The 21,996-nt window shown below is 38.1% G+C and carries 24 protein-coding genes and 1 pseudogene; 16 read left to right on the forward strand and 9 right to left on the reverse strand.

The genetic code is table 11. The features are described from left to right. Positions 1 to 151 precede the first annotated feature (151 nt). Positions 152 to 1,234 carry an RING finger protein gene (locus tag I2E21_RS04015; RefSeq protein WP_195410493.1) on the forward strand — a complete coding sequence of 361 codons (1,083 nt, stop codon included), beginning with the start codon at positions 152 to 154 and terminating at the stop codon, positions 1,232 to 1,234. A gap of 21 nt (positions 1,235 to 1,255) precedes the next feature. Continuing rightward, positions 1,256 to 2,128, forward strand: a complete 873-nt coding sequence (galU, locus tag I2E21_RS04020) for a UTP--glucose-1-phosphate uridylyltransferase GalU (protein WP_022234494.1) — start codon at positions 1,256 to 1,258, stop codon at positions 2,126 to 2,128. Between the two features lie 225 nt (positions 2,129 to 2,353). On the opposite strand, the gene I2E21_RS04025 is transcribed toward galU, so the two are convergent. Then, on the reverse strand, positions 2,354 to 3,178 hold the full coding sequence (locus I2E21_RS04025; protein WP_195410494.1) for a histidinol-phosphatase HisJ family protein: 825 nt from the start codon (positions 3,176 to 3,178) through the stop codon (positions 2,354 to 2,356). Between the two features lie 175 nt (positions 3,179 to 3,353). On the opposite strand from I2E21_RS04025, the gene I2E21_RS04030 reads away from it, so the two are divergent. From I2E21_RS04030 to I2E21_RS04080, 11 genes are read left to right on the forward strand one after another with little or no spacing between them, the layout of a single operon-like run. Then, positions 3,354 to 3,623: an ACT domain-containing protein gene (locus tag I2E21_RS04030; RefSeq protein WP_195410495.1), complete on the forward strand. Its 270-nt coding sequence runs from the start codon at positions 3,354 to 3,356 to the stop codon at positions 3,621 to 3,623. Between the two features lie 36 nt (positions 3,624 to 3,659). Beyond that, a complete protein-coding gene (locus tag I2E21_RS04035) occupies positions 3,660 to 5,021 on the forward strand; it encodes a PFL family protein (RefSeq protein WP_022234491.1) in 1,362 nt (453 codons plus the stop codon). Positions 5,022 to 5,038: 17 nt separating this feature from the next. Continuing rightward, on the forward strand, positions 5,039 to 5,347 hold the full coding sequence (locus tag I2E21_RS04040; RefSeq protein ID WP_022234490.1) for a hypothetical protein: 309 nt from the start codon (positions 5,039 to 5,041) through the stop codon (positions 5,345 to 5,347). 45 nt (positions 5,348 to 5,392) lie between these two features. After that, on the forward strand, positions 5,393 to 6,427 hold the full coding sequence (locus tag I2E21_RS04045; RefSeq protein WP_195410496.1) for a V-type ATPase subunit: 1,035 nt from the start codon (positions 5,393 to 5,395) through the stop codon (positions 6,425 to 6,427). 33 nt (positions 6,428 to 6,460) lie between these two features. Further along, positions 6,461 to 8,404: a V-type ATPase 116kDa subunit family protein gene (locus I2E21_RS04050; protein WP_195410497.1), complete on the forward strand. Its 1,944-nt coding sequence runs from the start codon at positions 6,461 to 6,463 to the stop codon at positions 8,402 to 8,404. A 56-nt stretch (positions 8,405 to 8,460) separates the two neighbouring features. Next, entirely contained in the window at positions 8,461 to 8,898 is a 438-nt protein-coding gene (locus I2E21_RS04055) for an ATP synthase subunit C (protein ID WP_022234487.1), read from the forward strand. 27 nt (positions 8,899 to 8,925) lie between these two features. Then, the gene (locus tag I2E21_RS04060; RefSeq protein WP_022234486.1) at positions 8,926 to 9,234 is read left to right on the forward strand and encodes a V-type ATP synthase subunit F; all 309 of its coding nucleotides are present in this window, start codon (positions 8,926 to 8,928) and stop codon (positions 9,232 to 9,234) included. A 21-nt stretch (positions 9,235 to 9,255) separates the two neighbouring features. Then, positions 9,256 to 9,852: a FliH/SctL family protein gene (locus tag I2E21_RS04065; protein WP_022234485.1), complete on the forward strand. Its 597-nt coding sequence runs from the start codon at positions 9,256 to 9,258 to the stop codon at positions 9,850 to 9,852. A gap of 41 nt (positions 9,853 to 9,893) precedes the next feature. After that, a complete protein-coding gene (locus I2E21_RS04070; RefSeq protein WP_022234484.1) occupies positions 9,894 to 11,645 on the forward strand; it encodes a V-type ATP synthase subunit A in 1,752 nt (583 codons plus the stop codon). 14 nt (positions 11,646 to 11,659) lie between these two features. Further along, positions 11,660 to 13,036: a V-type ATP synthase subunit B gene (locus I2E21_RS04075; RefSeq protein ID WP_195410498.1), complete on the forward strand. Its 1,377-nt coding sequence runs from the start codon at positions 11,660 to 11,662 to the stop codon at positions 13,034 to 13,036. Positions 13,037 to 13,062: 26 nt separating this feature from the next. Then, a complete protein-coding gene (locus tag I2E21_RS04080; protein ID WP_195410499.1) occupies positions 13,063 to 13,725 on the forward strand; it encodes a V-type ATP synthase subunit D in 663 nt (220 codons plus the stop codon). Between the two features lie 552 nt (positions 13,726 to 14,277). On the opposite strand, the gene I2E21_RS04085 is transcribed toward I2E21_RS04080, so the two are convergent. The 5 genes from I2E21_RS04085 to I2E21_RS04105 all read right to left on the reverse strand — a co-directional run bounded on the left by I2E21_RS04085 (position 14,278) and on the right by I2E21_RS04105 (position 19,072). Further along, the gene (locus tag I2E21_RS04085; protein WP_195410500.1) at positions 14,278 to 15,384 is read right to left on the reverse strand and encodes an SLC13 family permease; all 1,107 of its coding nucleotides are present in this window, start codon (positions 15,382 to 15,384) and stop codon (positions 14,278 to 14,280) included. A gap of 59 nt (positions 15,385 to 15,443) precedes the next feature. Next, a complete protein-coding gene (gene scfB, locus I2E21_RS04090; protein WP_195410501.1) occupies positions 15,444 to 16,817 on the reverse strand; it encodes a thioether cross-link-forming SCIFF peptide maturase in 1,374 nt (457 codons plus the stop codon). A 99-nt stretch (positions 16,818 to 16,916) separates the two neighbouring features. Beyond that, entirely contained in the window at positions 16,917 to 17,069 is a 153-nt protein-coding gene (gene scfA / locus I2E21_RS04095; RefSeq protein ID WP_022234662.1) for a six-cysteine ranthipeptide SCIFF, read from the reverse strand. Between the two features lie 100 nt (positions 17,070 to 17,169). After that, positions 17,170 to 18,516: an MATE family efflux transporter gene (locus tag I2E21_RS04100; RefSeq protein WP_243240585.1), complete on the reverse strand. Its 1,347-nt coding sequence runs from the start codon at positions 18,514 to 18,516 to the stop codon at positions 17,170 to 17,172. Between the two features lie 19 nt (positions 18,517 to 18,535). Continuing rightward, positions 18,536 to 19,072 (reverse strand): histidine phosphatase family protein, encoded by a 537-nt coding sequence (locus tag I2E21_RS04105; RefSeq protein ID WP_195410502.1) that lies wholly within the window; start codon positions 19,070 to 19,072, stop codon positions 18,536 to 18,538. Between the two features lie 167 nt (positions 19,073 to 19,239). On the opposite strand from I2E21_RS04105, the gene I2E21_RS12225 reads away from it, so the two are divergent. The 3 genes and pseudogenes from I2E21_RS12225 to I2E21_RS04120 all read left to right on the forward strand — a co-directional run. Beyond that, positions 19,240 to 19,443, forward strand: coding sequence for a spore coat associated protein CotJA (locus I2E21_RS12225; protein WP_294657101.1), 204 nt, complete (start codon positions 19,240 to 19,242; stop codon positions 19,441 to 19,443). After that, positions 19,436 to 19,690 (forward strand): spore coat protein CotJB, encoded by a 255-nt coding sequence (locus I2E21_RS04115; protein ID WP_186934931.1) that lies wholly within the window; start codon positions 19,436 to 19,438, stop codon positions 19,688 to 19,690. The genes I2E21_RS12225 and I2E21_RS04115 overlap by 8 nt, the downstream gene beginning before the upstream one ends. Then, positions 19,690 to 19,782: pseudogene (locus I2E21_RS04120) on the forward strand (manganese catalase family protein); the annotation flags it as partial. The gene I2E21_RS04115 and the pseudogene I2E21_RS04120, both read left to right, overlap by 1 nt. A gap of 67 nt (positions 19,783 to 19,849) precedes the next feature. Here the strand turns inward: I2E21_RS04120 and I2E21_RS04125 are convergent. From I2E21_RS04125 to I2E21_RS04135, 3 genes are read right to left on the reverse strand one after another with little or no spacing between them, the layout of a single operon-like run. After that, positions 19,850 to 20,341: a lipocalin family protein gene (locus I2E21_RS04125; protein WP_195410503.1), complete on the reverse strand. Its 492-nt coding sequence runs from the start codon at positions 20,339 to 20,341 to the stop codon at positions 19,850 to 19,852. Further along, the gene (locus I2E21_RS04130; RefSeq protein WP_195410504.1) at positions 20,341 to 20,994 is read right to left on the reverse strand and encodes a hypothetical protein; all 654 of its coding nucleotides are present in this window, start codon (positions 20,992 to 20,994) and stop codon (positions 20,341 to 20,343) included. The genes I2E21_RS04125 and I2E21_RS04130 overlap by 1 nt, the downstream gene beginning before the upstream one ends. Then, positions 20,975 to 21,982 carry a DUF624 domain-containing protein gene (locus I2E21_RS04135; RefSeq protein ID WP_195410505.1) on the reverse strand — a complete coding sequence of 336 codons (1,008 nt, stop codon included), beginning with the start codon at positions 21,980 to 21,982 and terminating at the stop codon, positions 20,975 to 20,977. The genes I2E21_RS04130 and I2E21_RS04135 overlap by 20 nt, the downstream gene beginning before the upstream one ends. Between the last annotated feature and the right edge of the window lie 14 nt (positions 21,983 to 21,996).

The raw sequence follows: 21,996 nt of genomic DNA on the forward strand, positions 1-21,996 counted from the left end.
TTACAATATTTTCTAAATAAATATATTCTTTTTGCGGTTAAATAATAAAATTCAGAAATTATATACATTTAAAATATTATAATAAATTATGGTTGCAATTAATAAGATTATTTGTTATAATTAGTTTGTATAAAAATACCCGGAGGCAAATATGGATTTTTATAAATATAAATGCCCTGTTTGTAACAAACAGTTTAAAGAGGGCGATGATATAGTAGTTTGCCCTGAATGCGGCACGCCGCACCACAGAGAATGCTACGAGCAGGAGGAACACTGCTTTTATCAGGATAAACATTCACAAAATTTTTCATTTGAAAATGATCAACCGGACAGTTCCGATGACTTTGAAGCTGACAAAGAGAGCGGCACAGACAATGAAGTAATCTGCAAAATTTGCGGTCATCCAAACGACAAAACTTTGTTTTACTGCGAACATTGCGGAGCGCCTCTGTTAAAAGACAATCAACCCGAGAATGATTCCGTAAACGGAAATAATAATGTTCCGCCGGATATGAACGGTTTTCCTTTCGGTCAAAATCCGCAAAACGGCGGAATACCTTTTATTGCGTTTGATCCGATGGCAGGTTTTAAGGCAGACGAAAAAATGGCAGATAATGTAACCGCAGGTGAGGTTTCAAAATTTGTCGGCAAAAATACAAACTACTTTATGCGTGTTTTCGGTTCAATCTTAAGAACAAATAAATCACGATTCAGCTTTGTATCCGCTATTTTACCCGGTGCATATATGCTTTACAGGAAAATGTACGCAATCGGCATTGTTATATCGGTAATCGTGGTAGGATTGCTTGCAGGCACACTTATTATACAAACCACACCTGAATTTACAGAGGCATATAACATTTATATGGATAATTACTCTGCCATACTTCAAAGCGGATACAGCGGTGCTAATGTCGGCGATTTATTTGCCGGTATGTCCTCTACAAATCTTTTGTACTTTGCTGTTCCGTACATTCTCGGAGCAATCAGATTTGCCATTATGCTTATCTGCGGTTTCAGAACAAACAGAATGTATTTTAAACACTGCATAAAGAAAATTTCATCAATTAAAAACTACGCTTCGAGTTTTGATAAAGAATCAGACGAAGAAGCAGCAACCACAAAGTCAAAAATTAACGAGCAGATTGAAAACAAGGGTGGCGTAAACCTTGCCATAGCAGTTGTGGCAACATTTGTATTTTTAGCAATCGCTTATATGCCGCTGTTCGTTTAAAAACAAATATCGGAGGAAAATATGAAAATTACAAAAGCAGTTATACCTGCAGCAGGACTCGGCACAAGAGTACTTCCCGCGACAAAATCAATGCCAAAGGAAATGCTCCCGATCGTAGACAAACCGACCATTCAGTATATCGTTGAAGAGGCAGTTGCAGCCGGAATAACAGATATTCTTATCGTTACAAACAGAGGTAAAGGCATTATCGAAGACCATTTTGATGCATCCCCTGAACTTGAGGCAATACTTGAAAAAAGCGGCAAACTTGATTTTCTTGAAACAGTAAGAGGTATTTCAAATCTCGCAAATATCACTTTCATTCGTCAGAAAGAAATGAAGGGTTTAGGCCACGCTATTTTAAAAGCAAAGTCTTTTGTAGGTAATGAACCTTTCGCCGTACTTTTCGGCGACGGCGCAATCGTAGGCGAAAAACCAGCCATAGGTCAGCTTATTGAACATTACGGCGAGTTTGGCAAAGGTGTTGTCGGCGTTAAAAAAGTTGATGCAAAAGACATTCATAAATACGGTTCACTTAAAGTTGAGCATATTTATGACAATGTATTTAAATGCACAGATATGAAAGAAAAACCGCAAACTCCGGAGGAAGTTCTCTCACTTTACTCTATCATAGACAGATGTGTTCTTCCGTCAGAAATTTTTGAAATTCTTGAAAGAACACAGCCGGGCATAGGCGGTGAAATTCAGCTTACAGACGCAATGCGTGAAATCGCTGTTACAGACGGTATGACAGCCGTTGAATTTGAGGGCAGAAGATACGATATGGGCAATAAATTCGGTATTCTTCAGGCTCAAATCGAAGTAGGTCTTGAACATCCCGAAACTAAAGACCAATTAAGAGAATACATAAAAGAACTTGCAAAAACATTATAATAAGCTGTCTTGACATAATATAATTAAACTAAAGCACAAAACAGACATTTCCAACTTTTGAGAAATGTCTGTTTTTTATTTGTTTTTATTCGGTTTATTAAACAATATTTATAGTTTTGTACATTAATAGATACAGTAACCGAAATTAGTGGTTGAATTATTTTAAACTTGCGTTATAATATGATAAACAACACAATATCTATTAAGATATACGATATAGTTTAATTAAAATTCTATCGGTATAGTAATCGGGCGGCGCTTTTCAAAGATAGTATACGACTTAAATCCGCACTTATGTGCAAGTCTTATTCCCTCATCTATTCCGTTTCCGACAGCAGTGCTTGTGTGGGCATCACTTCCGATAGTGATAAGCTTTCCGCCGAGTTCACGATAGCGCTTTAGCTGAAATTCATCGGGCAAAGTTCTGCCGATGGGTTTGAATAAACCCGAAGTATTAATTTCAAGAGCTTTCTTGTTTGAAATCAGTGTTCTGTATATATCGTCAATAACATCTTGATAAGGTGTAAGGTCGGGATATTCCCCTGTTGTTTCAAAAATATATCTTAAAGGATATGTAAGATGAGCAAGGCTGTCAAAGTCACTGAAGGTCGCTGTTTCTGCAAGTTCATTAAAATATAATTTCAAAATTTCGGAAATATTACAATTATTAAAGTCGATAAAATAGAAATCTTCCATATCTTTTAAATTGTGCAAAGACGCTAAAACAAAGTCAAAATCGCCAAAAGAAAGCGCTTTTTCGGTACATTCCGGATCGTGCATAGGCTCGCCGAGCTCTATTCCGCATAAAACCTTGAGTTTTTGTCTATATTTTATCTGTGCGTTTTTGGTTTGCAAAAATGACAAAGGTATTCTTTCGTTAAAATCTCCGAATTCTTTGTTATAGGCAAACTTGATAAAAGGTGCTTCGCAATGGTCGGTAATTGCTATTGCGTAAAATCCCTTATTTAGGGCAGATTTACACATTTCTTCCACTGTACTTTCAGCGTCAAAAGAATTGTTTGAATGAGTATGAACATCACATAAAATCATAGTTATCAAGCCTCCGTAATAAATAATACCATATTCGCCAAATTTATGCAATATAAGGCTTTACTTTCTTAGATTTTAGTTATATAATAAGGTAATGATAATAAACAATCATATAATTCTTTTATAATTCTTTTGCAGGAATAAAATTAAAATCTTGCAAATACGGAGGTAACTTATGAAAGCTATAATTACAGTAATCGGTAAGGACACAGTCGGAATACTTGCAAAGGTATCAGCTGCTTGTGCTGCTGACAACGCAAACATCGTTGAGGTAACACAGAGCGTTCTTCAGGATATGTTTGCAATGGTTATGCTTATTGAATTCAATGAAGAGAAAATTGATTTTGAAAAGTTAAGAACCGACCTTGACGCTGTCGGAGAGGCTACCGCAACTAAGATTCATGTAATGCACGAAGATATATTCAACAGTATGCACAGAATTTAATTTGCCCTTAAATATGGATTGAAAGGATAAACACCTATGCTCGAAACAAAAGATATACTTGAAACTATCAATATGATTGATAACGAAAATCTCGATGTAAGAACAATTACAATGGGCATTTCACTTTTAGACTGTATTGATGACGATATTGACAAAGCCTGCACAAAGGTATACGACAAAATCTGCCGTTCTGCCAAAGACCTCGTAAAAACAGGCGAGGATATCCAGAGGGAGTACGGTATTCCTATTATAAATAAGAGAATTTCAGTTACCCCTATCGCAATGGTAGCTGCACCATGCCAGAGTAAAAAGGTAGTAAAATTTGCTCACGCACTCGACAAAGCCGCAAAAGAACTCGGCGTAAACTTCATCGGCGGTTATTCCGCTCTTGTACAAAAAGGTTTCGCAAGCGGTGACTATGCGCTTATAGAGAGTATCCCTGAAGCACTTGCAACTACCGATTTTGTTTGCTCTTCGGTAAATATCGGTTCAACAAAAGCCGGTATCAATATGGATGCAGTCAAAATGATGGGTAAAACTGTAGTTCAGGCTGCTCAAGCTACAGCAGACCGTGATTGCATCGGCGCTGCAAAGCTTGTAGTATTCTGTAACGCTCCTGAAGATAACCCGTTTATGGCAGGAGCTTTCCACGGTGTCGGCGAGGCTGATACCGTTATCAATGTCGGTGTTTCGGGACCGGGCGTAGTAAGAGCTGCTCTTGCTAAGGGCGGCGAAGGCAAAAATATTGCCGAAATCGCCGATATGGTTAAGAAAACCGCATTTAAAATCACAAGAATGGGTCAGCTTGTAGCAAAAGAAGCAAGCAAAAGACTTTGCGTACCTTTTGGTATCGTTGACCTTTCACTTGCACCTACACCGGCAGTCGGCGATAGTGTTGCACATATTCTTGAAGAAATGGGACTTGAAGTATGCGGATGCCACGGTACAACTGCTGCTCTTGCACTTCTTAACGATGCTGTTAAGAAAGGCGGCGTAATGGCTTCGTCACATGTTGGCGGACTTAGCGGCGCTTTCATTCCGGTATCGGAGGATGCAGGTATGATTTATGCAGCTGAAAACGAATATCTCGACATAACTAAACTTGAGGCTATGACAGCCGTATGTTCAGTTGGTCTTGATATGATTATTGTACCGGGTGACACAAGTGCCGAGGTTATCTCTGCAATTATTGCAGACGAAGCAGCTATCGGTATGGTAAACACTAAGACAACCGCTGTAAGACTTATTCCCGCTATTGGTAAAAAAGCAGGCGAAACACTTAACTTTGGCGGACTTCTCGGCTACGGTCCTGTAATGCCGCTAAGAAAAGGCTCACCGGCTGAATTTATCAACAGAGGAGGAAGAATTCCTGCACCGCTTCAGGCTCTCAAGAACTAATTTCAGGGGGTGATTTTTTGAAGGATATGATTAAACAGATTGTTGAAGCAGACGCTGAGGCAAAAGCCTTCGATGAAGAAAATCAAAAAAACAAAGAAGCACTTGCCAAAGAGATTGACGCTCAAGCAAAGGTAATCTACGATTCCTATATGTCAAAAGCTGACGAAACCATTGAGCGCCAGAGTGCTTATATTGACAAGGACATCAGACATCAGTGGCAGGATACTCGTCAGAAGCATAAATCTGTTTTAATTAAACTTAAATCTGATTTCGAGGCAAATGCTGACAAATGGTCAGATGAAATTGCTAAACGAACTATCGGATAACTATCCATTTATTAAGCATATTATTTTAAAGGAGGTGCGAAAGCTGTGTCTTCCACTTCGTTTGCGGTGCTTGCAAAAGCAAGAGCAAAGTTTGGTAAAAGACTTACCGAAAAGGACTACAACAGTTTGCTTAACTCAAACAGTGTTGCAGAAGTAATGTCTTATCTTAAGTCATATACGCACTATGCGGAGGCATTGCGTGATATAAATGAGCGTGATGTTCACCGCGGCAGACTTGAGGTTCTTTTAAGGCAGCATCTTTTCTATGAGTTTGACTCGCTTTGCAGATATGATTCCCAGATGAGCACCGGCTTTTCAGCTTATGTTATAAGCAGAACCGAGATTGAACAGATAATGCGCTTTCTCACTTTGCTGAATACTTCATCTACTGAAAAGTTTATTTATCAGTATCCGACATATTTTGCAAAACATACGGAGATTGATTTGCAGAAACTCGCGCTTGCAAGAAATTACGATGAATTTCTCACCATTTTGAGCAATACAAAGTATTCTCAAATATTTGAAAAATACAAGCCCGACGAAAACAATCTTTTGCCTATATCGGATATTGAAAATGATCTTTATACTTTTGTTTTCTCCAACCTCAAAAAGGTAATAAAGAGCAAAACAAAAGGCACTGAAAGAAAAGAGCTTATGGAGCTTTTTACCGTAATCAACGATTACAATAATTTCTCCCGTGTACTTCGTCTTAAAAAGTATTATAACCTTACACCGGAGCAAATAAAAAACAACCTGCTCTACCCTTTCTCAAGCATCAGTGAAAAAACTCTCGACAGAATGTGCCGTGCGGAATCCTCCGGAGAAGTATTCTCCGTAATGCAGGAAACTCACACCGGTAAGATGATTGAACAAATAGGTTATGTTTACGCAAGTGACATCAGCCCAAGAGTAAAATACAAACTTGCAAGAAAGAATATGTATTTCTCAAACAATCCTTCTGTTGTGATGATTTCATATATGTTCGTTGCCGAAACCGAGCTTATGAATATTATAACCTTGATTGAAGGTACACGATATAAACTTGATTCTAAAAAAATACAGTCCCTGCTTATCGTTTAGTAAGCAGTACCACTAACAAAGAGGTGATTTTATTTGGCTGTATCAACCATGCAAGCTGTTAATATAATCGGCTTTATGGATGAGATTGACGATGTTATTACCGTTTTGGGAGAATCGGGAGTTTTTCATCCCGATGATGTGTCTGTTTTTTACAACAATACCCAAGGTTTTTCACATCTTCAGACCAAAAATATTTATGCCGAACATCTCACTAACCTCAAGGCTTCATTAGGACTTACAAAAAGGCAGTTCCCGCTTGTCGATGTAAGCAATTTTAATCCGACATATCAGGATATTCAATTGTTTTGCAATAAGATTTGCGATGAACTAAACGAGCTTGTTGAAGACAGAGATTTTGCCGCCGAGCAATTGCTTGAGACAAAACAAAATCTTGACGAAACAAAGCACTTTGTCGGACTTGACATTGAAATAGAAAAGCTGCTTGAGCTTAAATATGTAAATGCAAGATTCGGAAGACTTCCTAAGGACAGCTATGTAAAACTGGAAAATTATAAGGATGACCCTTATATTGATTTTTCGGTGTGTACAGAAGATAAAGCTTATTATTGGGGCGTTTATCTTGCTCCGGCTGATAAGACAGAAGAAATTGACAGAGTTTTTTCAAGTCTTTTCTTTGAGAGATGCGACATAATCGGTGTTAATTCAACGCCAACTCTGCATATGAAAAAACTTACGGCACTTATTCCCCACCTTGAGGATGTTTACAAAGATACCGAAAAGCGTATTGACGATTATCTTTCCATTAACAAAGAAAGAATTTTAAAATATTTGTCAAAACTTGAAGAACTTTCTTTGTACTCAACTATAAGAACTAAAGCTTTGCAGTACAACAAGAGCTTTATTATTGTAGGCTGGGTGCCGACCGAGTTTGCAAAACAGCTTAAAAAACGACTTTGCAAACACAGAAGCGTTACAGTTGAATTTTCAGACGCAAAGAACGAGATTAAAAAATCTCCGCCTGTTAAACTCAAAAACTGTTTCCTTGCACGACCGTTTGAGTTTTATACTTCAATGTACGGCGTGCCAAAATACAATGAAATTGACCCGTCACTTTTTGTTGCAATAACTTACATTATTATATTCGGTATTATGTTTGCCGATGTCGGTCAGGGTATCTGCCTTACTATTGTAGGTATATTGATGTATAAAATCAAAAAGATGGCAATTGGTAAAATACTTGCACCGTGCGGTATTTCATCTGCATTCTTCGGACTTGTATTCGGCAGTGTGTTCGGATTTGAGCATTTGCTCGACCCCATGTACAAAGCTCTCTTCGGACTTGAAGAAAAGCCTATTGAGGTAATGAGCTCCGAAATGGCAACAAAGATTATTCTTGTAGCCATAGGCATTGGCGTATTCCTTTTAATTACCGCAATGTTCCTCAATGTCTACACATCAATCCGTCAAAAGGATTATGGCAGAGCATTGTTCAGCACGAGCGGTGTGGCAGGTATAATTTTCTACAGCGCAATAGTATTCGGTATTGCAGGTCAGCTTTTGTTCGGACTTCCCGTATTCAACGCTCCGTACATTATATTCCTGATTGTAATTCCGTTTATCTTAATTTTCTTTGCCGAGCCGCTTGGCGGATTGGTAAACAAAGAACCTGACTGGAAACCGGAAAGCTGGAAGGACTACATTGTTGAAAATATTTTTGAATCAATTGAAGTTCTTTTAAGCTATGTAACAAACACAATGAGTTTCTTGCGTGTAGGCGCATTCGTTCTTGTTCACGCAGGTATGATGATGGTTGTATTTGTTCTTGCCGAAACCGCAGGTCCTATTGCCTACTGGCCAATTGTTGTAGTAGGTAATGTTATAGTAATGGTACTTGAGGCTCTCCTCGTAGCAATTCAGGTATTAAGACTTGAATACTATGAGCTTTTCAGCCGTTTCTATTCAGGCGAAGGCAGACCATACGAACCTGTCAAGCTAAAACTTACACAAAACAGTTAAGTTGAAAAACTTAATTATATATTTTATTGTTTATTTATTTTTGGAGGTAAATCATTATGAGCATCTTAAATTTAGTTATGTTGGCACTCCCTGTTGTATTTCTTGTAGCATCAGTAGTTGTAGCTGTAAAGGCTTACGAAAAAGGTCATAACAGAAAGAAAACAGTTTTAATGCAGATTGCTTCATTCGCAGCAGTATTTGCAATTTGCCTTCTTTGCCCAATCGTAGCAGGTGCAGCAGATGCAAACACAGTTTCAGAGGCAGTACAGGTTGCTCAGCAGTCATCTAAGAGCTTTGCATATATCGGCGCAGCTATCGCAGTTGGCCTTTCATGTATCGGCGGTGGTATTGCCGTAGGTAACGCAGCTCCTGCAGCTATCGGTGCAACAAGTGAAGATCCAAAGGCATTTGGTAAAGCAATCATCTTCGTTGCTCTCGGTGAAGGTGTTGCCCTTTACGGTATGCTTATCTCAATCTTGATTCTCTTCAGCTAATTGAAGAAATAAAGGATATGACGAAAAATGAAATTTTTTCTTATAAGCGATAATGTTGATACTAAAATGGGTATGCGTTTTGCAGGTATTGACGGTGTAGTTGTTCATACGGAACAAGAGGTTACACGAGAGCTTACTAAGGCTATGGAGAGAGAAGATGTGGCTGTTATTCTTATGACAGAAACTCTTGTTTCTCTCTGCCCTGACCTTATCTATGACTTAAAGCTCAACCGCAAAAAGCCTTTGATTGTAGAAATCCCCGACCGTCATGGCAACGGACGCACCAAAGACAGTATCACAAAATATGTTCAGGACGCTATTGGCGTAAAACTCTGAATGAGCTGAGAGGTTATTAATATGGAAAATACCACAAAAACCGATAACTTTTTGCAAGCCATACAAAGATACACCGAAGAACAAAAGTCTATTGCCAATACTGAAGTTGAGCTTTTAAAGGAAGAAAAACTCAAAAAAGCCGAAGAAAACGGCAAGCGTGACAGCGAACGCTACATACAGCAGCAGCTTGAAGCTAAAAAGTATGTAGAAACAAGCAAACTTGCCAGACTTGTTCAGGAAAGTCAGAAAAAACTCTTTAGAGAAAGAGCAAAAATGACTGACGAAGTATTTGAAATGGCTGCACAAAAGCTTATTAAATACACAGAAACCAAAGAATATAAATTAAAACTTGTTGACAGTGCAAGACAGATTGCAGAACTTTTTGACGATAACCGTTGTGTTGTTTATATAAATGAAAAGGATATGAAGTATTCAACAGAAATCCTTGCCGCATTCCACGGAATGGCTGAACTTGTTAAAGACAACTCAATCAAAATCGGCGGTCTTAAAGGCTACTGCAAATCAATGAGAATTGTTGCCGATGAAACACTCGACACAAAGCTCTCTGCACAGAGAGAATGGTTTATTGAGAACTCAGGTCTGAGCGTTCTTAACTAATTGACCTTCTTGATTTTATCCGAAAGAAGATGGTAATACAAATGGAAAATAATGTTATTTATGGAATTAACGGACCTGTTGTTACCGTAAAAGATGCTGATTGCTTTGAAATGATGGAAATGGTTCATGTAGGTGAACAGAACCTTGTCGGTGAAGTAATCGGTATAACTTCTGATTTTACCACAATTCAGGTATATGAAGAAACAACCGGTCTTAAACCGGGAGATGTTGTTACAGGTACAGGCGCACCTATGAATGTACTTCTCGGACCGGGAATTATTGATAATATTTTTGATGGAATTGAGCGTCCTCTTAAGGCTATTGAGGAACAGGCAGGCGCTTTCATTGACAGAGGTGCATCTGTTTCTTCTCTTGATGACAAAAAGCTCTGGAATGTTACAATGAAAGTAAAGGTTGGCGACAAGCTCGAGGGTGGTCAGATTTATGCTACACTCCCCGAAACACCAATCATTGAACACAGACTTATGGTTCACCCTGAACTTTCAGGCGTTGTTACCAAGGTTATGCCTGACGGTCAATACAAGCTTTTTGACACAATTGTTGTTATTAAAGATGATAACGGCGTTGAGCACAACCTCACACTTTGTCAAAAATGGCCTATCAGAACCGCTCGTCCTGTAAAGGACAGACTTGCATCTTCAATTCCGCTTATTACAGGTCAGAGAGTTATTGACTCTCTCTTCCCTATTGCTAAGGGCGGTACAGCCGCTATACCGGGCGGTTTCGGTACAGGTAAAACTATGACACAGCACCAGCTCGCAAAATGGTGCGACGCTGATATTATTATTTATGTAGGCTGCGGTGAGCGTGGTAACGAGATGAGCCAGGTACTCGAAGAATTCTCTGAACTTATCGACCCTAAGTCACAGCGTCCTATGACAGACAGAACCGTTCTTATTGCCAACACATCAAATATGCCTGTTGCAGCCCGTGAGGCATCAATTTACACAGGTATCACACTTGGCGAATATTACAGAGATATGGGTTACCATGTTGCTATGATGGCTGACTCAACTTCTCGTTGGGCCGAGGCTCTTCGTGAGATTTCGGGCCGACTTGAGGAAATGCCTGCCGAGGAAGGTTTCCCGGCTTACTTGCCTTCACGACTTGCCGAGTTCTATGAGCGTGGCGGCCGTGCGGAAGTTCTTTCAGGCGGTGAGGGTTCTGTAACACTTATCGGTGCGGTTTCTCCGCAGGGTTCAGACTTCTCTGAGCCTGTTACACAGAACACAAAAAGATTTACCCGTTGTTTCTGGGCACTTGATAAGTCGCTTGCTTATTCAAGACATTATCCTGCTATTAACTGGATGAACAGCTACAGCGAATACTTTAACGACCTTGACCCTTGGTTTGAAGAAAACCTCGGTAAAGACTTTATTGAGTATCGTAACAGAATCAGCGCACTTCTTCAGGAAGAAAGCTCGCTTATGGAAATCGTAAAACTTATCGGTTCCGATGTACTTCCTGATGACCAGAAACTTGTCATTGAAGCTGCAAGAGTAGTTCGTGTAGGTTTCTTACAGCAAAATGCTTTCCACGCTGATGATACTTATGTTCCGCTTGAAAAGCAGAAACTTATGATGAAAACAATTCTTCACCTTTACGATAAGGCAAAGAAGGTTGTTACAAAGGAAATTCCTATTTCAAAGGTTATTGAGCTTGGTTTGTTCGATAAACTTACAAAGATGAAATATGATATTCCTAACAGCAAGCCTGAACTCTTTGATGAATATATCAAGGAAATTGATGAAAAGCTTGACTCAATTATGTAAGGAGGAAACGCACAATGATTATAGATTATGTCGGCGTTAAAGAAATTAACGGCTCACTCATAGTTCTTGACGGAGTAAAAGGCGTTTCCAACGAGGAAATTGTTGACATCCGCCTTGAAAACGGCACAGTAAGACAGGGCCGTGTCGTACAGATTGAGGGCGAAAAGATTGTTGTTCAGGTATTTGAGGGTACAAGAAGAATCAGCCTTACAAATACAAGGACAAGACTTACAGGTCACCCAATGGAAATGCCTCTTTCTCCTGAAATTATCGGTCGTGTACTTGACGGTGCAGGCAGACCTATTGACGGACTCGGAGATATTTTCCCTGTAAAGCGTGCTAACATTAACGGCACACCTATCAACCCTGTTTCAAGAATTTATCCTAAGAACTACATCAACACAGGTATTTCTACCATTGATACACTTATGACACTTATCAGAGGTCAAAAACTTCCTATCTTTTCAGGTACAGGTATGAAGCACAACGACCTTGCAGTACAGATTGTTCGTCAGGCAAAAATCAGCGGTGCAAATGCTAATAACTTCTGCGTAGTATTCGCAGCAATGGGTGTTCAGAAAGATGTTGCTGAATACTTCAGAAAGAGTTTTGAAGAAAGCGGCGTACTTTCAAGAGTTGTAATGCTATTAAACCTTTCTAATGACCCGATTATCGAAAGAACACTTACTCCAAGATGTGCTCTTACTATTGCCGAGTACCTTGCATTTGAGCTTGAGATGCATGTTCTTGTTATTATGACAGATATGACCTCATATGCCGAGGCTCTTCGTGAGTTCTCATCATCAAAGGGTGAAATTCCTGCGAGAAAAGGTTACCCGGGCTATCTTTATTCAGACCTTGCATCACTTTATGAGCGTGCAGGTATGATTAAAGGCAAGAACGGTTCTGTTACACAGATTCCTATTCTTACAATGCCTAACGATGATATTACTCACCCGATTCCTGACCTTACAGGTTACATCACAGAGGGTCAGATCGTACTTGACCGTTCATTACAGGGACAAGGTCTTTATCCGCCTGTAAGCGTTCTTCCTTCACTTTCCCGTCTTATGAAGGACGGTATCGGTGAGGGTTACACAAGAGCAGATCATCAGGCACTTGCAAACCAGCTCTTTGCATCATATGCAAAGGTAATTGACGCTCGTTCACTTGCATCTGTTATCGGCGAGGAAGAACTCTCCCCTATCGACAAGAAATATATTGAATTCGGCAGACTGTTTGAATCAAAGTTTGTTAATCAGGGATTCAACGAAAACAGAAGTATTGAACAGAGCCTTGACCTCGGTTGGGAATTACTTTCTACACTTCCGAAATCAGAACTTGACCGTGTTGACGATCAGATTCTTGACAAGTATTATGTTGAGAAATAACCGTCAGAAAGGAGTGCTGAGCATCTATGGCTGTACAGGCTGTACCTACAAAAGGTAATCTGATGAACACCAAAAAGTCGCTTGCTCTTGCCAAAAACGGCTATGAACTGCTTGACCGTAAGCGTAATATTCTTATAAGAGAGATGATGACGCTTATCGACCACGCCAATGCAATTCAGGAGAAGATCGACAATGCATATGAAGAAGCTTACATAGCACTTCAGACTGCCAATGTTACAAACGGCTTTTGCGATGACCTTTCAAACACGATTCCTGAAGAAGACTCATTAAAACTTGATTCAAGAAGTGTAATGGGTGTTGAAATTCCGATTCTCACCATTGACGAGAAAAAACCTCAAACCTACCTGCACTACGGACTGCGACTTACAAACTCAGGTATTGATAAAACTTACGAGAAATTCACCGAAGTTAAGTATCTTACCGCAGAGCTTGCCGAGATAGAAAACAGTGTTTACCGTCTTGCGGTTTCAATCAAGAAAACACAGAAGAGAGCCAACGCTCTTAAGAACATTATGATTCCTAAATTTGAAGAAACCGTAAAGTTTATTTCTGATGCTCTTGATGAAAAGGAAAGAGAAGAATTCAGCCGTCTTAAGGTTATTAAGAGAACAAAACTAAAAAGAGCACAGGCTGAAAAAGAAAAACAAGCACAAGCAGAAAATGCTTAAAAAAATCCCACTCTGAAAAAACAGAGTGGGATTTTACTATTTTAAGGAAAAATTTTTTATCAATAGTTAGTTGAATAAATTATGGTTTAGCGGAGTGTCGGTTGGGCATTGAAATTTAACTAACGCTAAATTATCCGTCCAAAAACAAAAAAAGTTTACTCAATTTTTTCAAAAATTGCGGGTTTGGGCAGCGCCCATAAAATCTTCCGATATTACAATTCTTCAGGTGCAAACAGCGTGGCTGTTTGCGTGCTAAAACTAAGTTTGTTAAAACAGGCGACAGCCATTAAAAAAGCCTATATTTTATTAATGGAATAACGAATTCCTTTTCTTGGTGCTATCGCATTTTTAAAGGCTAACGCCGTTGTTTTCAAGCCGCCAAACAGCAAGCTGTTTGGCTATCGTCAGATTACATAAACGGAAAGTATTTGTGGGCTTTGCCCATACCCACGACCTTTGAAAAGGTCGACCAAACTTTTATAATTGCTTTTCCAATTTATTCCGCTAAACCACAATTTTTAATGTTATCAAACATAAAAACAAAACACAAAATCATTTAATCACAAGCCATAAAATTATATTTGCCGCCAAAAACAAAACATTAAATAAAGTAAATAATCCAAAGTATTTTGCGATACTTACATTTTCTTTCTGAATGAATTTAAACGATATAAGACTTGCCATTGATGCTATCAATGTACCAAGGCCTCCGATATTTACACCAATCATTAAATCTGTAGCATTATTTGTAAAACCTGAAAGTAAAATTGTGGCAGGCACATTTGAAAATACCTGACTTGCAAGCACTCCAACCGGCACTTCATTGCCATTAACTACACTCGAAAACCAACCGTTAATTTGACTTATATTACCGAGATTACCTATGAATACAAAAAGAAATATGAAAGTAAACAGCAAACTGTAATCTACCTTTAAAAGCACCTTGCGGTCAAATATAAGTACAAAAACAATTACAACAGCAAGGAGTATAAGATAGTTTAATACTCGAAAAACACTTAATAGAGCAATTGCAAACAATGCAATATACATTGCTATAAGTCTTTTATCAAAATTTAATTCTTCCCTATTTTCATTATATACAATTGGAGATTTACCTGAAAATAGTGAACAACATACAAGCATAACAAGAGAAATCAAGGCATACGGCAAAATCGTCTTAAAGAAATCAGATATATTCATATTATAAGCCGAAAATAAGTACAAATTTTGCGGATTGCCTATCGGAGTCAGCATACTGCCAAGATTGGCGGCTATTGTTTCAAGCGTTACAACATATATTGCTCGGCTTTGCTTGTCCGCAAGTTTTAACAGCACTATTGTAAACGGCACAAATGTTATCAATGCAACATCATTTGTAATTATCATGGAACTGAAAAAGCATAACAGTACAAGCGACAGCGTAACACCTCGCATTGTATTGACTTTATTAAGCAGATATTCAGCAATCACTTTGAATACACCCATTTTGTTAAACCCAGCCATTACTGTCATCAGAGAAAACAAAAGTCCAAGCGTGCGGAAATCTATATAATCAAAATATTTTTCGTTTGGCGTTACAAAAATCATTGAAATAATCGCAAGCACAAACGATACAGTAAGCACAATCTCTTTTTTTAAAAAAGTAAATATTTTACTCATTTATAAAATCACTCACCAAAAAGCGGTATGAGAAAACCCATACCGCTAAAATTATTGTATTAAAGCTCTGCTTCGGCAACTTTCATCATAATTGCACATTCCATACGCTTTTTAAACAGCTCACAGCCATATTCATAAATGCCTGTAATTGAGCCTGTAGCATGGTACGCGTTTGCAGCACAGCCGCCGCTGCAATAAAGTTTTGCCCAACAATCTTTACAATTCGGTCTTGCGTACGCATTGCAAAGTTTAAACTCGTCCTGAATAGCAGTATTTGTAACACCTTCATAAATGTTTCCAAGACTATATTTAGGGTCGCCTACGAACTGATGACAAGGATATAACTCACCCCACGGTGTAACTGCCATATACTCTGTACCCGAACCGCAGCCCGAAATTCTCTTGTAAATACAAGGTCCGCCCGTAAGGTCAATCATATAGTGATAGAAAGTAAGCGGTCTGCCCTCTTTTTCACGCTTAAGCATTTCCTTTGCAAGTATCTCGTACTGCTCAAAAAGAACAGGTAAATCATCGTATGTAAGCGCATACGGGTCTTCCGGTGAGCAAACAACAGGCTCCATTGAAAGCTCTGTAAAGCCAAGGTCTGCCATATGGAAAATATCATTTGTAAAATCAGTATTGTTATGTGTATAAGTACCACGCACATAATAACCTTTGTTACCACGCTTTTTAACAAATTCCTGGAACTTTGGTACAATAATATCGTAACTGCCCTTGCCGCTTACGGTTTTTCTAAGGTGGTCATGTACTTCTTTTCTGCCGTCAAGGCTAAGTACAACATTATGACATTCTTTATTTGCAAATTCAATTACATCATCGTCAACAAGCATACCGTTTGTTGTGAGAGTAAAACGGAAATTCTTGTTCTTTTCCTTTTCAATACTTCTTGCGTAAGCGACAATCTGCTTAACCACATCAAAGTTCATAAGCGGTTCGCCGCCGAAAAAGTCAACTTCAAGGTTTACTCTGCTGCCTGAATTTTCAATAAGAAAATCAATAGCTCTCTTGCCTACTTCAAAACTCATTAAAGCTCTGTCACCGTGGTACTTACCCTGACTTGCAAAGCAGTATTCGCAATTAAGATTACAGGTATGAGCAATATGTAGGCACAAAGCCTTAATAACAGTGTTTCTCTTTTTAAAATCAAATGCAAGGTCCTCATATTTATCAGCAGTAAAGAGCTTGCCGTTATCCTTTAATTCTGTAACATCATCATAGCAATCCGAAATTTCTTCTGCTGTAATTTCAGGGTTATCTTTGTACTTTTCAAGCATAGCCTTGATAATATTATCTTTATCGGAATTTTCGTACATTTCAATAACATCATAAGCAAGGTCATCTACGCAGTGAACACTGCCGCTGAAAACATCAAGCACTATGTTATATCCGTTTAACTTATACTGGTGTATCATATATTTTCTCCAAATCCTTTTTATAGACAAAAGGAAAGCCGTTCTCCAAAAGGTGAAACGGCTGAAAATCCTTTTTAATGCAAAATTTGCACAGCTAAATTATTTCTCGCTGAGGCACTTCTCACACTGCTGGTTAGCAACGCCGCAAGATGTTTTGCAAGCTGACTGACAAGATGTCTGACACTCACCGCAACCGCCTGTTTTAACGCTCTTCTTAAGGTCACGAGTTTCAATAGTCTTAATTCTTTTCATAGAAAATCATACTCCTTGTAAGATTATATTTTTATTATAATACCACATTATGCGAAATTTGTCAATAACATTACAGGGCAATTTGTATAATTTGTAAGCATTATATCGTATATCCGTTACTTAACCTTCTGCCAAATCTGCTTTTCCTGTACATAATAAAACCTACTGCGGTTGTAATAACTTCTGTTATCGGGAATGTAAACCAAAAACTTTCAAGTCCAAAATGTGCAAGCACCCAACCAAGCGGTACAAAAAGCACAATTGTTCTCAGAATTGTAAGTGCGGAGCTTTTAAAAGCCGAACCGATTGCCTGAAAAAATACAGGAAAAATCAGTGATGTAACCATTGGTATAAAAGAAACGGCAATTACCCTTAACGCATATGAGCCTATTCTGATTACCTCGCTGTCCTTTGAGAATGTACCCATAAGTACATCGGGCATTATTTCAAAGCACAGTACACCGATAAGCATAAGTACCATTCCAAGTATAACCGAATCTTTTAGAGTTTTTCCGCATCTTTCTCTGTTTCCTGCACTGTAATTAAAACTGATAACAGGCACTATACAGGTCTGCATTGCACCGAGAGGAATAAAAAATATTGTCTGCCATTTATAATATAAACCCAAAGCGGTGACTGCCTGATCGGAAAATCCCTTTAATATTAGATTTAATCCGAATATATACAATGTGTATGCAGACTGCATAAGAATATTCGGAAAACCTAAGTGGTAAATTCTCTTTATGTATTCTTTGTATTTGGATATTTTCGGCGATCTTTTGCAGCCTTTTTTCATTACAATTAAAGCCGCCGCAATCTGTCCTACTACTGTAGCGATAGCTGCACCGGCAATGCCCAATTCGGGGAAAAATCCGATACCGAAAATTAACAATGGGTCAAGAGCAATATTAACAAAAGCACCCGCAATTTGAGCAATCATAGGTATTTTCATATTTCCCGTCGCCTGCATAACTTTTGTCCAAATGCTTTCAAAAAACAAACCAAAGCTAAATACACAAACTATTCTGCCGTACACAATTACTTCATCTATAATTTCCTGTGAATTTGTTGATATTTGTGCATAAAACGGCATTATAAACCAACATATAAGAGCAAAAACAAACCACATTGCAAACGCAAGGAAATTTCCTACGCCTGCGGTTTCATCACTTTTTTCCTTGTTGTCAACACCGAGAAAATGCGCCATGAGAGTATTTATACCAACGCCCGTACCGACCGCAAGCGCAATCATCAACAACTGTATCGGATAAATTATTGACAGCGCCGTAAGTCCCGATTCTGAATAATTACCTATAAAAAAGCTGTCTATTATATTGTACAATGCCTGTATAAGTTGGGCAAGCATAACAGGGGGTGCAAGTCTTAACAATATACTGAATATTTTATCATTGCCGAAATCCAATTCTTTTTTCTTTACCCTATCCAATTAAATTTGCCTCCACAAATCATTCAAATTCATATTTTAAAACAGCACAGTTCTTAACTCCGAAATTTGCATATTCAGTGTTAGTCATTTCATAGAAATATGAATTAATCACCCTTGATATTCCGTTGTGCGCAACAAGAATACAGGTTTCACCGCTCGCTTTTACATCATCAAGCAGATTATAAATTCTTTGCGCAAGGTGCAACATAGATTCGCCGCCGCTGTATCGGCAAATGAACTCGCCTTTGGCAATTCTGAACTCATCACCGTTTCTTGGAGTTCCCTCAAATTTTCCGAAATTCTGTTCTGTAAGTCTTGGCTCTTCAAAAGCAGGAATACCTGTTATTTCTGAAATATGCATTGCCGTTTTTTTAGCTCTGATAAGCGGAGAATAAAGGATTTTATCTGCCTTTATGTTATCGTTTAAAATCTTTTTACCTGTTTCTATAGCCTGTTCATGACCCTTTTGCGTTAAGTCAATATCCGTAGAACCGCAAATTTTATTTTCAACATTCCATACGGTTTCACCGTGTCTTACAAAATAAACACAGCTCATAAAATCATCCTTTCGTACACAAAACTTCCCTATATACTTTATCAAAATTTCACTGACAATTCAAGTTTTTGCCATAAAAAGTATTCCCGTAAAAGCAGTTTGGTACTAATTTTATACAAGTGCATAATATGTTATTGAGTAAACAAGCTCGGAAAGGAGAAATTTATGTGGACATTATCAATACAGTAATTTCAAGATACGCAACATCAAAATTTCCTGAAAAAACACCTCCGGCAATGGCATATGTTCCGTTTCAGGAAAGTAATCCAAAAACCTACTCCCCTGTTCAGGCGCTTGACGCAGGCACAGTTTTTCCGGAATTGAACAAGCCTTTTTACGGTAATAAATGCGGTGGTGTAAAAAATGACTGAGAGAGAAATTCTTTTAAAGAAAATATCAACATATCAATTCTCAATTCTTGATTTACAGATTTTTCTTGACACTCACCCATACGACCAACAGGTACTCTCGCAGATAAAAGAATGTAAAGAAAAACTTTTGCCCTTGATTGAAGAATACGAAGAAAAATACGGACCTTTACGCAAAGAGGCAAATACAGCTAATAAATGGCAGTGGGTTAAAAATCCTTGGCCGTGGGATAACGAGGAGGATTTGTAATGTTTGTATATGAAAAAAAATTGCAGTATCCCGTAAACATCAAACAAACCAATGCAAAACTTGCTAAAATCATTATTACGCAGTACGGTGGTGCATACTCCAAAACATATAAAAAACAGGCTGTCCGCTATAAAAGTGCGACAGCCTGTTGCTTTGATATTAATTATTTAAAGTGAAATAAACTTCGTAATCTTCATAATTCAATGAAATTGATTCAATTTTATCACCGTTACGGTGAATATAAAAACTTGTTGTAGTTTCTCCGTCATCAAAAGCGGCGGTAATTGTATCGCCGTTTACAGTATACTTTCCGGAGTGCGTACCGTCCTCTGATGTGCCGGGTGTGAGCCAAAGCGAAAAAGTACCGTCATCCTTAAATGAAAGCGAGCCTTGATACGAAGTATAGCTTGTATTATAAACCTCTGCCATTTTCACTTCATCGCCGCTTGCATTTACAGCACTCGATGATACCCAATCTGTACCGACAATATCATTCGCTTTATTATGTATTGTAAAAATCAAAGCTACTACCGCTACGACAATTACAAGCAGAACAACAGTGACTGTAATTGCCTTTTTACGGTTAAATTTATTTTTATTATCGGTATGATTTACTTTGTTTCTTTTTTTATTCTTTTTGGTTTTGCTCATTAATTTGCACTTCCAATTTTAAAATAAACATCATATCCGACATAATCAATCTTTATTTCACTCGGAACATTGCCTTTGTACGAGATAATTTCCGCAGATTTATTTTTGTCATTTGAGTATGTCATATTAATTACGCCGTCAGTTACGGTATATGCACCATAGTTATACTCCGACTGGGTAATATTATCGGAAAAGAGTCCGTTTTTATCAAAGGTAATTCCCTCTCCGCCATATACCGAGCCGAAAACTTCTTTTACAGATGCATCACGCTTGCCTACATTGTCAAAAGCCTTATACGGATACATCTCTGCGTCAAAATTCAGATTTTTGTCCGCACTCTCTGCACCGCTTACTACAATTGCCTGTGTGGTCGGCTCAACAGAAGCTTCTTCCTTTTCAGTGCTTTCCTCTGTAGTTTTCTGTATCGACTGCTCGGTTGTTTCTTCTGTAACAGCCTGTGTGGTTTCTGCTGCCGTCGTCTGTTCTGTTGCAGCAATCGTTGAGTTATTGTTTTTATTATCGGAATTAAGTTCTCGCTGTACCGAATAAAAAGTAATACCGATAATCAAAAGCACCAAAAACGCAATTATAGCAATAAAAAGCCACAGACTTATTGTTATTTTAGGTCGTTTTTCAGCGTGTTTTGCTTTCATCAGATTTCCCCTCTGCTTTCTCTCTTTCCTTTTTCATCTTAATGATTACACTTTGCTTAACCATTTTTCCATTATAGAAAATATATTCATCGCCGTCTTTATTCTCTTCGACATCAAGGTCAAGAAATTCCTCGGCTATATTGTTTTCCTCATCTTCCTCGTCAATAAACTGACCTTTTCTTCTGTTGTCCATTTTCTTATCAATTTTTTTAGAGCGTTTTTCTTTTTCTGTCATAAGATTATACATTCCGGGATAAACCGAGGCATTTATAACATAAGAAGCAAGCGCAGGCACAAGTACAAACATAAGAATTGCGGTTGTAATTATAAGCGCAATACTGCTGTCTGTATTGCCTACAAAAATAAGAATTGTAGCGCAAAAAAGCACAATTACAAAAAGACCGAATGTTGCAATAATATTATGCTTTAACTCACCGAATGACATAAGCGCACTGTTTTTATAAATATTTTTAAGTGACAAATCAAATGTAACTGTCATTGACGGTACATAAAAGAAAATAAAAAGAAATGCAACTGCAATAATAATTGAAATTATCAGGCAAACATAGAGCATTACAAGGAAAAACGAGTCTGCATTCGGCTGTGAAATTAATGCGCTGTACAGCCTTATTGAAAAATAACTGAATATAACCGCAAAGTATGTAATTACACCGTGAATTAAAAATCTTTTCCAATTGTTTTTTATGCCCTCAATAAATGTTTTGAAAACATCCACATTTTCTTTTCCTCTTGCAAGTCTTGAGGTAACAAGGGTTACGCCTGCAAAAAAAGGTGAAAGCGGAATAATCGAAAGCATAAGAATAAAATATCCGTTAAGTTTTAGTGCACTGTCAAGAAAATAAAAAGCCGTAACCAACACCGCAAGCGGTACGGCAAACAATAGGTTTGTAAAAACTATTTTACCGAAATTATTAAATAGGTTGTTGAAAAAATCAGTCAAAGCGAACTTTGCTTTTTTCCCTGCCATTGTTCGACCTCCAT

Origin of the sequence: Ruminococcus sp. BSD2780120874_150323_B10 (genome assembly GCF_015553695.1) — a bacterium.
Lineage (GTDB): Bacteria > Bacillota > Clostridia > Oscillospirales > Acutalibacteraceae > Ruminococcoides > Ruminococcoides intestinale_A.

Bases quoted from the DNA above. Each gene is read 5' to 3' on its own strand.
- scfA (WP_022234662.1), bottom strand. From the start codon at position 17,069: ATGAAAAGAATTAAGACTATTGAAACTCGTGACCTTAAGAAGAGCGTT.
- I2E21_RS04030 (WP_195410495.1), top strand. From the start codon at position 3,354: ATGAAAGCTATAATTACAGTAATCGGTAAGGACACAGTCGGAATACTT.
- I2E21_RS04060 (WP_022234486.1), top strand. From the start codon at position 8,926: ATGAAATTTTTTCTTATAAGCGATAATGTTGATACTAAAATGGGTATG.
- I2E21_RS04025 (WP_195410494.1), bottom strand. From the start codon at position 3,178: ATGATTTTATGTGATGTTCATACTCATTCAAACAATTCTTTTGACGCT.
- I2E21_RS04035 (WP_022234491.1), top strand. From the start codon at position 3,660: ATGCTCGAAACAAAAGATATACTTGAAACTATCAATATGATTGATAAC.
- I2E21_RS04075 (WP_195410498.1), top strand. From the start codon at position 11,660: ATGATTATAGATTATGTCGGCGTTAAAGAAATTAACGGCTCACTCATA.
- I2E21_RS04055 (WP_022234487.1), top strand. From the start codon at position 8,461: ATGAGCATCTTAAATTTAGTTATGTTGGCACTCCCTGTTGTATTTCTT.
- I2E21_RS04015 (WP_195410493.1), top strand. From the start codon at position 152: ATGGATTTTTATAAATATAAATGCCCTGTTTGTAACAAACAGTTTAAA.
- scfB (WP_195410501.1), bottom strand. From the start codon at position 16,817: ATGATACACCAGTATAAGTTAAACGGATATAACATAGTGCTTGATGTT.
- I2E21_RS04115 (WP_186934931.1), top strand. From the start codon at position 19,436: ATGACTGAGAGAGAAATTCTTTTAAAGAAAATATCAACATATCAATTC.
- I2E21_RS04065 (WP_022234485.1), top strand. From the start codon at position 9,256: ATGGAAAATACCACAAAAACCGATAACTTTTTGCAAGCCATACAAAGA.
- I2E21_RS04105 (WP_195410502.1), bottom strand. From the start codon at position 19,072: ATGAGCTGTGTTTATTTTGTAAGACACGGTGAAACCGTATGGAATGTT.
- I2E21_RS04080 (WP_195410499.1), top strand. From the start codon at position 13,063: ATGGCTGTACAGGCTGTACCTACAAAAGGTAATCTGATGAACACCAAA.
- I2E21_RS04085 (WP_195410500.1), bottom strand. From the start codon at position 15,384: ATGAGTAAAATATTTACTTTTTTAAAAAAAGAGATTGTGCTTACTGTA.
- I2E21_RS04070 (WP_022234484.1), top strand. From the start codon at position 9,894: ATGGAAAATAATGTTATTTATGGAATTAACGGACCTGTTGTTACCGTA.
- I2E21_RS04130 (WP_195410504.1), bottom strand. From the start codon at position 20,994: ATGAAAGCAAAACACGCTGAAAAACGACCTAAAATAACAATAAGTCTG.
- galU (WP_022234494.1), top strand. From the start codon at position 1,256: ATGAAAATTACAAAAGCAGTTATACCTGCAGCAGGACTCGGCACAAGA.
- I2E21_RS04135 (WP_195410505.1), bottom strand. From the start codon at position 21,982: ATGGCAGGGAAAAAAGCAAAGTTCGCTTTGACTGATTTTTTCAACAAC.
- I2E21_RS04125 (WP_195410503.1), bottom strand. From the start codon at position 20,341: ATGAGCAAAACCAAAAAGAATAAAAAAAGAAACAAAGTAAATCATACC.